Below are 12,647 nucleotides of genomic sequence, written 5' to 3'. Positions count from 1 at the left end.
GCGGGGGCGCGGGCTTTATTTTCAAAGTACCGCGCGGCCTTGTCGTGGTTCAGGCTGGCGGCGGGTTGATCTGCTCGACCAGGGCGTAGGCGCGCTGTGTGGCGGGGCGTGCCTGGATGCGCTGGAACCAGCCTTTGAGGGCCGGGAAGTCGTCCAGGTTCTGCTGCTGCCAGGTGTGCGAAACGATCCACGGGTAGATCGCCATGTCGGCGATGCTGTAGTCGTTGCCGGCGACGAATGGTCGGTCGGCCAGGCGCTTGTTCAGTACCCCGTACAGGCGCGCGGTTTCGTCCACGTAGCGCTTGATGGCGTAGGGGATCTTCTCGGGGGCGAAGCGGTTGAAGTGGTGGTTCTGCCCGGCCATCGGGCCCAGGCCGCCCATTTGCCAGAACAGCCATTGCAGGGCCTCCTGGCGGCCGCGCAGGTCCTTGGGAATGAACTGCCCGGTTTTTTCGGCGAGGTAGAGCAGGATGGCCCCGGACTCGAACAGCGACAGCGGCTGGCCGTCGGCGGTGTCGTGGTCGACGATGGCCGGGATGCGGTTGTTGGGGGCGATTTTCAGAAAGTCTTCGGCAAATTGCTCGCCCTTGCCGATGTTGATCGGGTGAAGGGTGTAGGGCAGGCCGGTCTCTTCGAGAAACAGGGTGATCTTGTGGCCGTTGGGGGTGGTCCAGTAATACAGGTCGATCATGGTCACGCTCCGTTTGATGGTCGTCTGCTGGAACTGTGCTTGATGTCGAGGCGCAACGTGTGTGGGAGCGGGTCAGGCCCGCTCCCACAGGGGAGGCATCAGGCCCCGTGGCACTTCTTGAACTTCTTGCCGTTGCCGCATGGGCAAGGGTCGTTGCGGCCAACGTCCTTCAGGGCATTGCGCGCAGGTTCCTGAGGGGCATGGTTGCAGTGCGGGCCATGCACATGGCCGTGGTCATGATCATGCGCGTGATGGTCATGATCGTGATTGCAGTCGGGGCCATGAACGTGGGGTTGCTGGGTCATCGAGGGTTACTCCGGAATGAGATCGGCGGGAATTATCTCACCCTTGCGCAACAAGTGCAGGTCGTGGGCAAAGAATAATCCGGTGCTCAGCTCACCCTCCAGGCGATAGGGGATGGCCTGATCGGGACGCTTGAGCAGCTTGGCGATGGGCTTGAGCTGGCGCCACAGGTTGGTACGCACCGGTACCTGGATGGTGCGCCGACTGTGCGCGTCCACCCGAAACCACTGGCCGTGGTCGCCTTCGACCAGCAACAGGTCGGCCAGGTACACCGCGTAATGCAGGTTGCGCACCTGCAGGGTGCTGTCGTTGGGATTGTCGATGCGAAAGTGCAGGATGAACTCCTGCTGCATCAGCCGCGCCTTTACTGTCTCGACCCGCACCAGGTGCACGCCGGGGTCCTGGTAGCTGCCGCCCCACCAGCTGGCGCAGCCCGCCAGATTCATCAGCAGCAGGCCGATGAGCAGCCGACGGGCGCAGGTGGTCATGACTAATGGCTCATGTAGCTGGCGCAGCACTTCTTGAACTTCTGCCCGCTGGCGCATGGGCAGGCGTCGTTGCGCCCGGCCTTGAGGCCCACCGTGGGGTCGATGAAGTACCAGTGCCCGCCGTTGTGCACGAAGGCCGAGCGCTCGCGGTGGCTGTGCTCGCCGTCGTTGTCGTGCCAGCGCGCCGTGAAGGTGACGAACGCGTGATCGGGCTGGCCGCCGAACACCTCGGCGCTCTCGACCTCCAGGCCCAGCCAGGTGCTTTGCGCGCTCCAGGCGGCAATGCCGGCGCGATCCAGCCCGGCCTGCTGCACCGGCAGGGTGGTCTTGATCAGGTAATCCACCAGCCCCAGCACATAGGCGCTGTAGCGCGAGCGCATCAGCGTCTGTGCATCGGGCGCCGGGTGGCCGGCATGATAATGCCCGCAGCAGGCATCGAGCAGGTTACCGCTGCCGCACGGGCAAACCGAGACACTCATTGCATCACCACCAGTACTTTCCAAAATTTTGCGGGTTGGCCCAGAACTTGGCGTTGAGCCAGTCGGGTACCTGTTTGTAGTCACGTAGATCATAGGTGAACAGGTTCAATACCTGCTCGTCACGTTGAAAACGCTCGCTGTCCTGCAGCGCCAGTGCGTAGAAGTCGGTGTTGCGCCAGCCGCTGGCCGCAAGGTCGACCAGCACCGCCACGCGGCTGGCGTTGAGGTTGCGAATGCCGCCGAGCAGTTGCAGGCCCTGCTGGTTGCTCAGGTGTTCCAGGCAGTCCACCAGCACCGCCAGGTCGAAACGCTGCGCGGCAAGCTCGGCCGGCAGCGCGCCGGGGCGGGCCACGGCGATCTGCGCCTGCGGGTGCGCGGCGGCGAAGGCCTCCAGTGCCGGAAACGACGTGCCCACCAGCAACAGGCGTTGCGGGGCATGGTGCTCCAGCAGGGCGGCGAGGGCCTGCTGGGGCGTGCGCGAAGAAAAACGGTCAGTCATCGAAGCTCCTCGTTAATGCGTCAAGACTAGCCGGCCCGCGACGCAAGGCATAGAGGCACGCGCAAAGCGCCATGGCTTATTGCTGGCGCAGATGGAATCACCGGTCTTTACTCCCAGAGCATCGGTTTTGCACCGATTCCCCCTAGGAGACGCGACAAAATGAGCATAGTTCGCACAGCATTGCCTCTGGTTCTGCTAACCAGCGTATTGACTGGTTGTGCAGGTTTGCAAAAAACCGACTGGCCGAAGTGTGCCGCCGTCGGGGGCGTTGGCGGTGCCGCCCTGGGCGCCATCGAAAGCTCCAGCTGGGCCGGCTGGGGCGCGCTGCTCGGCGGCGGTCTGGCGGCCGGTTACTGCTGGGCCCATGGCGACGGCGACGAAGACGGTGATGGCGTACCGGACAGCCGCGACAAGTGCCCGGGCACCCCGCGTGGCGTTCAGGTCGATGCCAACGGCTGCCCGCCGGAGCCGGTCGCGGTGGTCGAGGAAGTCGTGGTGGTCAAGGAAGAGGTCATCGTTATCCGCGATGTGCTGTTCGAGTTCGACTCGGCCAGGCTCACCACGGCTGACAAACTGCGCCTGGACAAGATCGCCACGCGCCTCAAGGCCGAAGCCCCGAGCGCACGCCTGAGCGTCACCGGGCACACCGACAGCCGCGGTAGCGATGCCTACAACCAGAAACTCTCGGAGCGCCGCGCCCATTCGGTGACCGACTACCTGGTCGAGAGCGGCATTGCGCGCAGCAGTTTCGTTTCGGTGCAGGGCGCCGGTGAAACCCAGCCGGTGGCAGACAACAACACCGCCGACGGACGCGCGATGAACCGCCGCGTGGAAATTCGCATCGATCGCTGAAGCCCTTGCGCCCCGCGGCTTGTGAAGTGTCGCGGGCGCGTCTTTACTCCTGTGTGACCGGTACTGGCCGGTGACACAGGAGCATTCCCCATGAATGTAATCACCAAGGCTGCGCTGCCCGTGCTCGTGGTCGCCAGCCTGCTGTCCGGTTGCGCCACCCACAGCGATGGCAGCGCCCCGTTGAACCAAAGAACCTGGCCTCTATGCAGCCTGCTGGGCGGCGCCGTGGGTGGCGGCCTGGGCGCCATCGAAAGCTCTGCCTGGGCCGGTGGCGGCGCGGCGCTGGGTGCCATCGCCGGTGGCCTGATCTGCTTTGCCCAGGACGGTGACGAAGACGGCGATGGCGTGTTCGACCGCCGCGACCGGTGCCCCGATACCCCGCCCAACACCCCGGTGAGCCACAACGGTTGCCCGTTGCCCCAATACCCGCCGAGCGAGAAGGCCCCGGCGCCGGAGCCCGAGGTGATCACCCTCAACGACCAGGGCAGCGTGATGTTCGCCTACGACTCGGCCGAACTCACCCCGGCCGCCCAGCAGCAGTTGCGTACCCTGACCGGCAAGCTCAATGACCCGAGCGTGGCCAGCATCAAGGTGATCGGACACACCGACAGCCGTGGCAGCGATGCCTACAACCAGGCGTTGTCCGAGCGGCGCGCCAGCAGCGTGGCCGAGTACCTGATCAGCCAGGGCCTGGCACCGCAGAAAATCACCAGCCAGGGGCGTGGCGAGCGCGAGCCGATTGCCGACAACGAAACCGATGCGGGCCGCGCGCAGAATCGCCGGGTCGAATTGCACCTCAATTGATCGACAGCTGGGCTGGCATCCGGAGGGTGCCAGCCGGTAATGTGGCGTGCAGTGCCTGTTTCGCGTAAGCGGGCCGCCAAACAAGAAAACGCAACAACAAGGGGCGCGGGTATGAAGGCGTTGTGGGGGCTGGGCAAGGCCCTGACGGTAGTGTTCTGGTGGGTGGTACTGGTGAATCTGCTGATGCCGGCAGACAAGCCGTTCCACCAGCTGATCAACCTCGCGGGGGCCGTGCTGCTGGTGCTGCACGTGCTCGAGGTGCTGATGTTCAACGGACGGTTGCGTGAGCGCAGCCATCGCTGGTTCGACCGTTTGCAGATTCTGCTGGTCGGCATCTTTCATATCCAATCGATACCGGCCCCGCGCCAGGAGGCTGGTCATGCGTAAGGTCGTGTTGTTGGCAGCACTGTTCAGCCCGTTGGCCCTGGCCGATGCGATCAGCGTGGCGGCGCACTCGGTGCTGCGCCTGCCGAACAAGGCCAGCGTGGTGCACCTGCAGCGCCTGGAGGTGGCGGATTCGGCCACCCTGGTGCTGCCGGCGAGCCTGGTGGAATTGAAGGTGGATGAGCTGCACCTGGGCAACCAGGCGCGCATTGCCATCGTGCCGGCCGAGCATGCGCTGAGCATGGAAGTGGCCCAGGCGCAGTTGGGCCAGGGCAGTGAGATTGCTGCTCACGGTGCGCCGGGTACCTATGAGCGGGTCGCCAGGCCCGGACGTGACCTGAGCTTGCGCATTCAGGCGCTGGAGGCTTCAGAACTGGCCATCGACGCCCGTGGCGGCGCGGGGGCACCGGGGTATGTGGGGCTCGATGGTGGCAACGGCAAGGCGGGTGGTTGCACCTGGGGCCAGGCCAGCCGTGGCGCCAATGGCGACAACGGTGGCGATGGCCATGACGGGGCGCCCGGAGGCCGGGTGCGCCTGGCACTGCCGGCCAGCTTCCCGGCCGAGCAGATCAAGGTCAGGCTCGACGGCGGTGCGCCGGGGCTGGCAGGTGCGCCGGGCAAGCCGGGCGCAGGCGGGGCCAGCAAGGGTTGCCTGGTGTACCGCACCGATGCAGGGGCGACGGGAAGACCCGGGCAGCCCGGGCAACCGGGGGCGGCCGGGGCTGACGGGGAGCTGATTCTTCAGCGCCTCTGATCTTCAGGGCCGCTTCGCCGGCCAGGTCGGCTCCTGCAGGCAAACGTGGCCTTTGCAGGAGCCCGCCTTGCTGGCGAAGCGGTCACCTCACACCAGCAGCCGGCTCGATGCCACCAGCACCACCGCAATACCCAGCAGCAGATTGATCCCCACCAGGCGCCGAATGCGCCCGAGCACTGCGGCCCCGGCGGGCCAGTCCTGCGCCTTCACCGCCTTGCGCAACTCTGGCAGCAGCAGCGCCTGGATTCTCAGAAACAGCGCAAACATCGCAATCCCTGCGCCAATCATCACCTGCACATAACGTGGCGCAGTCTCGAACCCCGAGAAGCGCATGTGCATCATGCCAACGCCGGTGATCGCCAGCACCGCGACCGCCACCCAGACCCACACGAAAAAACGTTGAAACACTTCTACCCACAGCGTCAGCCGTGAAGGGCCGTCAAGCGCGGCCACCATGGCCGGGCGCAGGATCAGCCAGGCGAAGAACATGCCGCCCACCCAGATCAGGGCGGCCAGCAAATGCAGGCTGTAGGGGATGGCAAAGGCGGTCATCGGGAACTCCATTCGGCGCAAGGGGCAATAGCGGGGTATGATAGCGACCCATTCGAAACACTGAAAATTTATCCAGCCCTCCGGGCGCCCCGACACCATGATCAGCAACGAACTCAAATCCCAGATTCAGGGCGCCTATTCGCGTTTTCTCGAAGCCAAGAGCCTCAAGCCCCGCTACGGCCAGCGTCTGATGATCGCCGAAGTGGCCAAGGTGCTGGGCGACATCGCCGTGGACGACGAAGGCCGCCGCAGCGGCGAGCCCGCCGTGGTCGCGGTCGAGGCCGGCACCGGTACCGGCAAGACGGTGGCCTACAGCCTGGCCTCGATTCCCGCGGCCAAGGCTGCTGGCAAGCGCCTGGTGATCGCCACCGCCACCGTGGCCCTGCAGGAACAGATCGTGTTCAAGGACCTGCCGGACCTGATGCGCAACAGCGGCCTGAACTTCAGCTTCGCCCTGGCCAAGGGGCGTGGTCGCTACCTGTGCCTGTCCAAGCTCGACCTGCTGCTGCAGGAAGGCCACGCCCAGACCGCCACCGCGCAGCTGTTCGAGGAGGAGGGCTTTCGCATCGAGGTGGACGAGGCCAGTCAGAAGCTGTTCACCAGCATGATCGAGAAGCTGGCCGGCAACAAATGGGACGGCGACCGCGACAGCTGGCCACAGGCCCTGGAAGACCAGGACTGGTCGCGCCTGACCACCGACCACAGCCAGTGCACCGGCCGCCACTGCCCCAACTTCGGGCAGTGCACCTTCTACAAGGCCCGGGAGGGCATGGGCAAGGTCGACGTGATCGTCACCAACCACGACATGGTGCTGGCCGACCTGGCCCTGGGCGGTGGCGCCGTGCTGCCCGACCCGCGCGACACCATCTACGTGTTCGACGAAGGCCATCACCTGCCCGACAAGGCCATCGGCCATTTTGCCCATTACACCCGCCTGCGCTCGACCGCCGACTGGCTCGAGCAGACCGCCAAGAACCTGGCCAAGCTGCTGGCGCAGAACCCGCTGCCGGGCGACCTGGGCAAGTACATCGAGCAGGTGCCGGAACTGGCCCGCGAGATCAAGGCCCAGCAGCAGTTCATGTTCAGCGCCTGCGAGCAGGTGGCGGAGTTTCGCCCGGGCGAAGACATGGAAGGCCGCGAACGCCCGCGCTATCGCTTCGTCGGCGGCGTGGTGCCCGAGCACATGCGCGAGATGGGCATCGAACTGAAAAAGGGCTTTTCGCGCCTGACCGACCTGTTCACCCGACTCACCGACCTGCTCAAGGAAGGCATGGACGCCGAAGTCAGCATCGGCATCCCCAGCCACCAGGCCGAGGAGTGGTACCCGTTGTTCGGCAGCCTGCAGACCCGTGCCCAGGGCAACTGGGAGCTGTGGACCGCCTTTACCGCCGAAGACCCGGAAGACAGCCCGCCGATGGCGCGCTGGCTGACCCTGGCCGAAAGCGGTGCGCTGTTCGATATCGAGGTCAACGCCAGCCCGATCCTGGCGGCCGAGATGCTGCGCCGCAACCTGTGGAACGTCGCCCATGGCGCCCTGGTGACCTCGGCCACCCTGACCGCGCTGGGCAAGTTCGATCGCTTTCGCATGCGCGCCGGGCTGCCCAAGCTGGCCGTCACGGCGGTGGTGCCCAGCCCGTTCCACCACGTGGATGCGGGCGTGCTGCGCGTGCCGGACCTGCGCGCCGACCCGCGCGATGCTCCGGCGCATACCGCCGCGATCATCCGCGACCTGCCCGAGCTGGTGGAAGGCTCGCGTGGCTCGCTGGTGCTGTTCTCGTCGCGCAAGCAGATGCAGGACGTGTTCGACGGCCTGGACCGCGACTGGCGCAAGCAGGTGTTCATCCAGGGCAACCTGTCCAAGCAGGAAACCCTCAACAAGCACAAGGCGCGCGTCGACGGCGGTGACTCCAGCGTGCTGTTCGGCCTGGCCAGCTTTGCCGAAGGGGTCGACCTGCCGGGTGCGTATTGCGAGCACGTGGTCATCGCCAAGATTCCCTTCGCGGTGCCGGACGACCCGGTCGAGGCGGCCCTGGCCGAGTGGATCGAGGCCCGTGGCGGCAACCCGTTCATGGAGATCGCCGTGCCGGATGCCTCGCTGCGCCTGATCCAGGCCTGCGGGCGCCTGCTGCGTACCGAACAGGACCGCGGCACCATCACCCTGCTTGACCGGCGCGTGGTCACCCAGCGCTACGGCAAGGCTATCCTCAATGCGCTGCCGCCGTTTCGCCGGGAAATTTCCTGAGCGGCACAGCGCTTTGCAGTGCCCCGTTGTCTATTGCACAGATCAAGGCCCGCAAGGGCCATCAAGGAGAACTCCAGCCCTATGTTGCGCCGTACCCTGCCTGCCGTGATTGCACTGTTGTTCAGCTCGCCGCTGCTGGCCGGGCAACAGACGCTGTTCAACTTCGTTCGCCCGGCCGCGGTGGTCAATGTGGTGACCGAAGATGCCAGCCTGCCGCAGTACAACGCGGAGCAGACAGCCGAGGGCGAGGTACTGCGGCGCGTGGTGTTCAACCCCGTGGAGCGCCCGAGCCTGCGCCTTAGCCCGCAGACCGGGGTGTGGGACTGGACGGGCGCTACCGCGCTGACCTTGCGCATGCAGAGCGCCATGGACTGGGCGCTGAGCGTCGACGTGACGGTGCTCAGCAGCGACGGCAGCACCCTCACCAGCCGCATCGACCTGCCGGCCGGCCCGGCACAGACCGTGATGGTACCGCTGACCGCCAGCTCGCCGCTCACCCAGGGCATGCGCGTCGGCCCGCCGATGCCGTTCCGTCATCAGGGCCAGCGGGTGCTGCTGACCAGCAGCGAGGGCAAGGCCGACCTCAAGCAGGTGGTATCGGTCACGCTGTCGATGCCCAGGCCCAAGGTGGCGCAGAGCCTGCTGATCGAGCGCTTTGGCGTGCAGGACGACGACGTGCTGCAAAAGGCCGCCTATGCCGGCCTCATCGACGGTTATGGGCAGTCCACCCGTGGTCGCTGGCCCGAAAAGATCAGCAGTGACGACCAGCTCAAGGCGGCTGCCCAGCGCGAGCAGCAGCAGCTCAAGGGCTGGCTGGACGAGCGCAGCAAGCTCAAGCTGGACACGTTCGGCGGCCTGCTTGGCGCTGAGGCATTCGAGGCCAAGGGGTTCTTTCGCACCGAAAAGCGTGAGGGTCGCTGGTTTCTGGTCACGCCGCTGGGGCATCCGTTCTACTCGCTGGGGGTCAATGCCGTGGCGGCCGATGGCGGGCGCACCTACGTGGAAGGGCGCGAGTCGATGTTCACCGCCTTGCCCGAGGCGCAGACCCCGCTGGCGCAGTACTACGGCCAGGGCGACAACCTGGACGGCAACGGTTCTTCCCAGGGGCGCGGTTTCGGCAAGGGGCGCTGGTTCGACTTCTACGCCGCCAACCTGGGCCGTGGTCACGCCACGCCGACGTTCGACCAGGCGCGCTGGCAGGGCCAGAGCCTGGATCGCCTGCAGGCCTGGGGTTTCAACACCCTGGGCAACTGGAGCGACAACGGCCTGCAGAGCGAACGCCTGCCCTACACCCTGCCGTTGTCCATCGGCGGCGACTACACCAGCATCAGCACGGGGGTGGACTGGTGGGGTGCGATGCCCGACCCGTTCGACCCGCGCTTTGCCATGGCCACCGAACGTGCTGTGGCGATTGCCGCGCGCGACCATCGCGACGATCCGTGGCTGATTGGCTATTTCGCCGACAACGAGCTGGCCTGGGCGGTGCCGGGTAATGAACCGAAGCAGCGTTATGCGCTGGCCTACGGCACCTTGCGCCTGACCACCGACTCGCCGGCCAAGCGTGCCTTTCTCAAGCAGCTGCGCGACAAGTACCGCAACCAGGAAGGCCTGTCCAAGGCGTGGGGCATCGAACTGACGGCGTGGGAACTGATGGAGGACCCGGGTTTCGAGCCGCCGCTGCCCGACCCCGCGCACCCGGAAATCGAGGCCGACTTCAAGTATTTCCAGCGGGTGTTTGCCGAGACCTACTTCAAGACCATCTCCGACTCGCTGAAATGGCATGCGCCCAATCACCTGCTGCTGGGTGGGCGGTTTGCGGTCAGTACGCCTGAAGCGGTGGCGGCGTGTGCCAAGTACTGTGATGTGGTGAGCTTCAATGTGTATGCACCCACGCCGCAGGATGGCTACGACTTTGCCCAGCTCAATGCGCTGGACAAGCCGGTGCTGGTGTCGGAGTTCCAGTTTGGCTCGCGTGATCGTGGGCCGTTCGGGCCGGGGCCGATGGAAGTGGCGCGTGAGGAGGACCGTGGGCCGGCCTATGCGAACTTCGTCAAGGCGGCCTTGAAGGAGCCTTCGATTGTGGGAGTGCACTGGTTCCAGTACCTGGATCAGCCGGCCAGCGGGCGTTTGCTCGATGGCGAGAATGGGCATTTCGGCTTGGTGGGGATTACCGACGTGCCGTTTCAGGGGTTTGTGGAGAGTGTGCGCAAGAGCAATCTTGGGGTGGTGGAGCAACTGAACAAGCCGCTGGTGATGCCGGCACGGTAGGCGCCTGAGAGCGCAAGGGGACCGCCTGGCTTTGCGGTGTTCCCAAAAACCTCCAGTGCTGGAACAATGCCAGCCATTTTGTGGTGCAGTACGGCGGGGTAATTACGGGTGCAGATTCAAGGTCATTACGAACTCCAGTTCGAGGCGGTACGCGAAGCCTTCGCAGCACTTTTCGATGATCCCCAGGAACGCGGCGCCGCACTGTGCATCCAGGTCGGTGGCGAAACGGTCCTCGACCTGTGGGCCGGCACCGCCGACAAGGACGGCCAGCAAGCCTGGCACAGCGATACCATCGCCAACCTGTTCTCCTGCACGAAAACCTTCACCGCCGTCACCGCCCTGCAACTGGTGGCCGAAGGCAAGCTGGCGCTGGATGCACCGGTCGCTCGCTACTGGCCAGAATTTGCCCAGGCCGGCAAGAGCTCGGTAACCCTGCGCCAACTGCTGTGCCACCAGGCCGGCCTGCCGGCGATCCGCCAGTTGCTGCCCGCCGAAGCCCTGTACGACTGGCAGACCATGGTCGACACCCTGGCCGCCGAAGCCCCCTGGTGGACCCCCGGCACCGCCCACGGCTACGCCGCGATCACCTACGGCTGGCTGCTGGGCGAGCTGATTCGCCGCGCCGACGGCCGCGGCCCGGGCGAGTCGATCGTGGCGCGCACCGCCAGGCCCCTGGGGCTGGATTTCCATGTGGGACTGGACGATGAAGAGTTCTACCGTGTCGCGCACATCGCCCGGGGCAAAGGCAACCCGGGTGACGAGGCAGCCAAGCGGCTGCTGCAGGTGACGATGCGTGAGCCCGAGGCGTTGTCCACCCGCGCCTTCACCAACCCGCCAGCCATCCTGACCAGTACCAACAAGCCTGAGTGGCGACGCATGCAGCAACCGGCGGCCAACGGCCACGGCAACGCACGCAGCCTGGCCGGGTTCTATGCCGGGCTGCTGGACGGCAGCCTGCTGGAATCGGAACTGCTCGACGAACTGACCCGCGAACACAGCCTGGGCCAGGACATGACCCTGCTGACCCAGACCCGCTTCGGCCTGGGCTGCATGCTTGATCAGCCACAGGTGCCCAACGCCACTTTCGGGCTGGGCGCCAAGGCTTTCGGACACCCGGGGGCCGGCGGCTCGGTCGGTTTTGCCGATCCGGAACACGACGTGGCCTTTGGCTTTGTCACCAATACCCTGGGCCCGTATGTCCTGATGGACCCGCGGGCACAGAAACTGGTTCGGGTGCTGGCCGGCTGCCTTTGATCGGGTAAGTCCCTGCAACCGGAACCCATTGTCTATTCTGGATTCCAACAGCCTGCGCTGTCGGGTCAAATTTCTTTCATTTTCATGGTGTATCGCTGATGTCTTCACATAAAACCTTAGCTCTCGCCCTGTGCCTGGCCGTGACCGGTTGCGCACAGCACCCTCAGAACGGCTCGGCCGATGGCGGCCATGGCTGGTGGCCCTTCGGCTCCGACAAGGTGGCCGAAAAGGACGTGAAGGATGTGGTCACCGAGAAGGTCGCCCAGGCTGACGCCAAGTCCGAAAGCAGCAGCCGCTGGTGGTGGCCGTTCGGAAACAGCGACAAGGCCCAGAGCCAGGCCCAGGCGGTACCCAAGATCGACGTCAAGGCCACCCAGGCCTGGCTCGACGACTACGAGCCCAAGCTGCGCGAAGCGATCAAGGACAGCAAGTTCGAGCTCGAGCGCCGCGAAGACGTGCTGGTGGTGACCGTACCGGTCGACTCTTCGTACAACCCTGACCGCCCCGCCATGCTGTTGCCGGCCACCCTCGGCCCGATCACGCGCGTGGCCAAGGTGATCGAGACCGACTCCAAGACCGCCGTGCTGGTACTCGGCCATGCCGACAGCAGCGGCGCAGCTGCTGCCAACCAGAAGCTGAGCCAGGAGCGCGCCCAGTCGGTATCGGCGATTTTCCGCCTCAGCGGCCTGCAGCGTGATCGCCTGATGCTGCGTGGCATGGGGTCGGTGGCGCCGCGCGCCGCCAACGACAGTGTGCAGGGCCGCGCCCTGAACCGCCGCGTCGAGCTGCTGTTGACGCCACAGAACACCATGCTGGCGCTGGTGGCCAAGTACCAGCAGCCGACCCCTAGCCCGGCCGAACTGGTTGCCGTGCAGGACGTCAAGGCACCGGTCAAGGCCGCTGCCAAGCCCGCCACCAAACCAGCGGCGAAAGCCACTGCGAAAAAAGCCCCGGCCGCCAAGCCGGTGGTCAAGAAGAAGCCGGCTGCAGCCGCTGCCAAGCCGGCCGCCAAGAAAGCTGCCCCGGCCGCGAAGAAAGTCGTTGCCAGCAGCACCAGCCCTGCGAAGACCAACTGAT

General features: G+C 65.7%; 14 protein-coding genes. 8 read left to right on the top strand and 6 right to left on the bottom strand.

Annotated features, from left to right (window positions below; translation table 11 throughout):
* Positions 1–49: 49 nt before the first annotated feature.
* The 5 genes from NJH59_RS10170 to NJH59_RS10150 all read right to left on the bottom strand — a co-directional run bounded on the left by NJH59_RS10170 (position 50) and on the right by NJH59_RS10150 (position 2,460).
* The gene (locus NJH59_RS10170) at positions 50–691 is read right to left on the bottom strand and encodes a glutathione binding-like protein (RefSeq protein WP_043862633.1); all 642 of its coding nucleotides are present in this window, start codon (positions 689–691) and stop codon (positions 50–52) included.
* A 98-nt stretch (positions 692–789) separates the two neighbouring features.
* Entirely contained in the window at positions 790–996 is a 207-nt protein-coding gene (locus NJH59_RS10165; RefSeq protein WP_078480560.1) for an SEC-C metal-binding domain-containing protein, read from the bottom strand.
* 6 nt (positions 997–1,002) lie between these two features.
* A complete protein-coding gene (locus NJH59_RS10160; RefSeq protein ID WP_043862632.1) occupies positions 1,003–1,482 on the bottom strand; it encodes an LEA type 2 family protein in 480 nt (159 codons plus the stop codon).
* A 2-nt stretch (positions 1,483–1,484) separates the two neighbouring features.
* Positions 1,485–1,961 carry a YchJ family protein gene (locus NJH59_RS10155; protein WP_043862631.1) on the bottom strand — a complete coding sequence of 159 codons (477 nt, stop codon included), beginning with the start codon at positions 1,959–1,961 and terminating at the stop codon, positions 1,485–1,487.
* A 4-nt stretch (positions 1,962–1,965) separates the two neighbouring features.
* Positions 1,966–2,460 carry a DUF6231 family protein gene (locus NJH59_RS10150; RefSeq protein ID WP_253086736.1) on the bottom strand — a complete coding sequence of 165 codons (495 nt, stop codon included), beginning with the start codon at positions 2,458–2,460 and terminating at the stop codon, positions 1,966–1,968.
* A 159-nt stretch (positions 2,461–2,619) separates the two neighbouring features.
* On the opposite strand from NJH59_RS10150, the gene NJH59_RS10145 reads away from it, so the two are divergent.
* From NJH59_RS10145 to NJH59_RS10130, 4 genes are all read left to right on the top strand, one after another.
* On the top strand, positions 2,620–3,312 hold the full coding sequence (locus NJH59_RS10145) for an OmpA family protein (protein ID WP_043862629.1): 693 nt from the start codon (positions 2,620–2,622) through the stop codon (positions 3,310–3,312).
* Positions 3,313–3,402: 90 nt separating this feature from the next.
* The gene (locus NJH59_RS10140; RefSeq protein ID WP_054914734.1) at positions 3,403–4,116 is read left to right on the top strand and encodes an OmpA family protein; all 714 of its coding nucleotides are present in this window, start codon (positions 3,403–3,405) and stop codon (positions 4,114–4,116) included.
* A 111-nt stretch (positions 4,117–4,227) separates the two neighbouring features.
* Positions 4,228–4,503, top strand: a complete 276-nt coding sequence (locus NJH59_RS10135) for a DUF1145 domain-containing protein (protein WP_116052156.1) — start codon at positions 4,228–4,230, stop codon at positions 4,501–4,503.
* Positions 4,496–5,254, top strand: coding sequence for a hypothetical protein (locus tag NJH59_RS10130; RefSeq protein ID WP_043862626.1), 759 nt, complete (start codon positions 4,496–4,498; stop codon positions 5,252–5,254). Before NJH59_RS10135 ends, NJH59_RS10130 begins: the two co-directional genes overlap by 8 nt.
* 87 nt (positions 5,255–5,341) lie before the next feature.
* Here the strand turns inward: NJH59_RS10130 and NJH59_RS10125 are convergent, their stop codons facing one another.
* On the bottom strand, positions 5,342–5,806 hold the full coding sequence (locus NJH59_RS10125; protein WP_043862625.1) for a CopD family protein: 465 nt from the start codon (positions 5,804–5,806) through the stop codon (positions 5,342–5,344).
* Between the two features lie 97 nt (positions 5,807–5,903).
* On the opposite strand from NJH59_RS10125, the gene dinG reads away from it, so the two are divergent.
* From dinG to NJH59_RS10105, 4 genes are all read left to right on the top strand, one after another.
* Entirely contained in the window at positions 5,904–8,048 is a 2,145-nt protein-coding gene (gene dinG, locus NJH59_RS10120) for an ATP-dependent DNA helicase DinG (protein ID WP_043862624.1), read from the top strand.
* 81 nt (positions 8,049–8,129) lie between these two features.
* Positions 8,130–10,316 carry a beta-galactosidase gene (locus tag NJH59_RS10115; protein ID WP_213606164.1) on the top strand — a complete coding sequence of 729 codons (2,187 nt, stop codon included), beginning with the start codon at positions 8,130–8,132 and terminating at the stop codon, positions 10,314–10,316.
* 108 nt (positions 10,317–10,424) lie between these two features.
* A complete protein-coding gene (locus NJH59_RS10110) occupies positions 10,425–11,570 on the top strand; it encodes a serine hydrolase domain-containing protein (protein WP_054914730.1) in 1,146 nt (381 codons plus the stop codon).
* Between the two features lie 98 nt (positions 11,571–11,668).
* The gene (locus tag NJH59_RS10105; protein WP_253086735.1) at positions 11,669–12,646 is read left to right on the top strand and encodes an OmpA family protein; all 978 of its coding nucleotides are present in this window, start codon (positions 11,669–11,671) and stop codon (positions 12,644–12,646) included.
* Position 12,647: the final 1 nt, after the last annotated feature.

The organism is Pseudomonas sp. VE 267-6A (assembly GCF_024126555.1).
Taxonomy (GTDB): Bacteria; Pseudomonadota; Gammaproteobacteria; order Pseudomonadales; family Pseudomonadaceae; genus Aquipseudomonas; species Aquipseudomonas palmensis.
The sequence above is the reverse complement of the archived record's forward strand: the minus strand, read 5'-3'. Positions and strand labels throughout refer to the sequence as shown.

What these genes read in the sequence shown, in the direction of transcription:
- NJH59_RS10170 (WP_043862633.1), bottom strand. Translation starts at nt 691, where the DNA reads ATGATCGACCTGTATTACTGGACCACCCCCAACGGCCACAAGATCACC.
- NJH59_RS10165 (WP_078480560.1), bottom strand. Translation starts at nt 996, where the DNA reads ATGACCCAGCAACCCCACGTTCATGGCCCCGACTGCAATCACGATCAT.
- NJH59_RS10160 (WP_043862632.1), bottom strand. Translation starts at nt 1,482, where the DNA reads ATGACCACCTGCGCCCGTCGGCTGCTCATCGGCCTGCTGCTGATGAAT.
- NJH59_RS10155 (WP_043862631.1), bottom strand. Translation starts at nt 1,961, where the DNA reads ATGAGTGTCTCGGTTTGCCCGTGCGGCAGCGGTAACCTGCTCGATGCC.
- NJH59_RS10150 (WP_253086736.1), bottom strand. Translation starts at nt 2,460, where the DNA reads ATGACTGACCGTTTTTCTTCGCGCACGCCCCAGCAGGCCCTCGCCGCC.
- NJH59_RS10145 (WP_043862629.1), top strand. Translation starts at nt 2,620, where the DNA reads ATGAGCATAGTTCGCACAGCATTGCCTCTGGTTCTGCTAACCAGCGTA.
- NJH59_RS10140 (WP_054914734.1), top strand. Translation starts at nt 3,403, where the DNA reads ATGAATGTAATCACCAAGGCTGCGCTGCCCGTGCTCGTGGTCGCCAGC.
- NJH59_RS10135 (WP_116052156.1), top strand. Translation starts at nt 4,228, where the DNA reads ATGAAGGCGTTGTGGGGGCTGGGCAAGGCCCTGACGGTAGTGTTCTGG.
- NJH59_RS10130 (WP_043862626.1), top strand. Translation starts at nt 4,496, where the DNA reads ATGCGTAAGGTCGTGTTGTTGGCAGCACTGTTCAGCCCGTTGGCCCTG.
- NJH59_RS10125 (WP_043862625.1), bottom strand. Translation starts at nt 5,806, where the DNA reads ATGACCGCCTTTGCCATCCCCTACAGCCTGCATTTGCTGGCCGCCCTG.
- dinG (WP_043862624.1), top strand. Translation starts at nt 5,904, where the DNA reads ATGATCAGCAACGAACTCAAATCCCAGATTCAGGGCGCCTATTCGCGT.
- NJH59_RS10115 (WP_213606164.1), top strand. Translation starts at nt 8,130, where the DNA reads ATGTTGCGCCGTACCCTGCCTGCCGTGATTGCACTGTTGTTCAGCTCG.
- NJH59_RS10105 (WP_253086735.1), top strand. Translation starts at nt 11,669, where the DNA reads ATGTCTTCACATAAAACCTTAGCTCTCGCCCTGTGCCTGGCCGTGACC.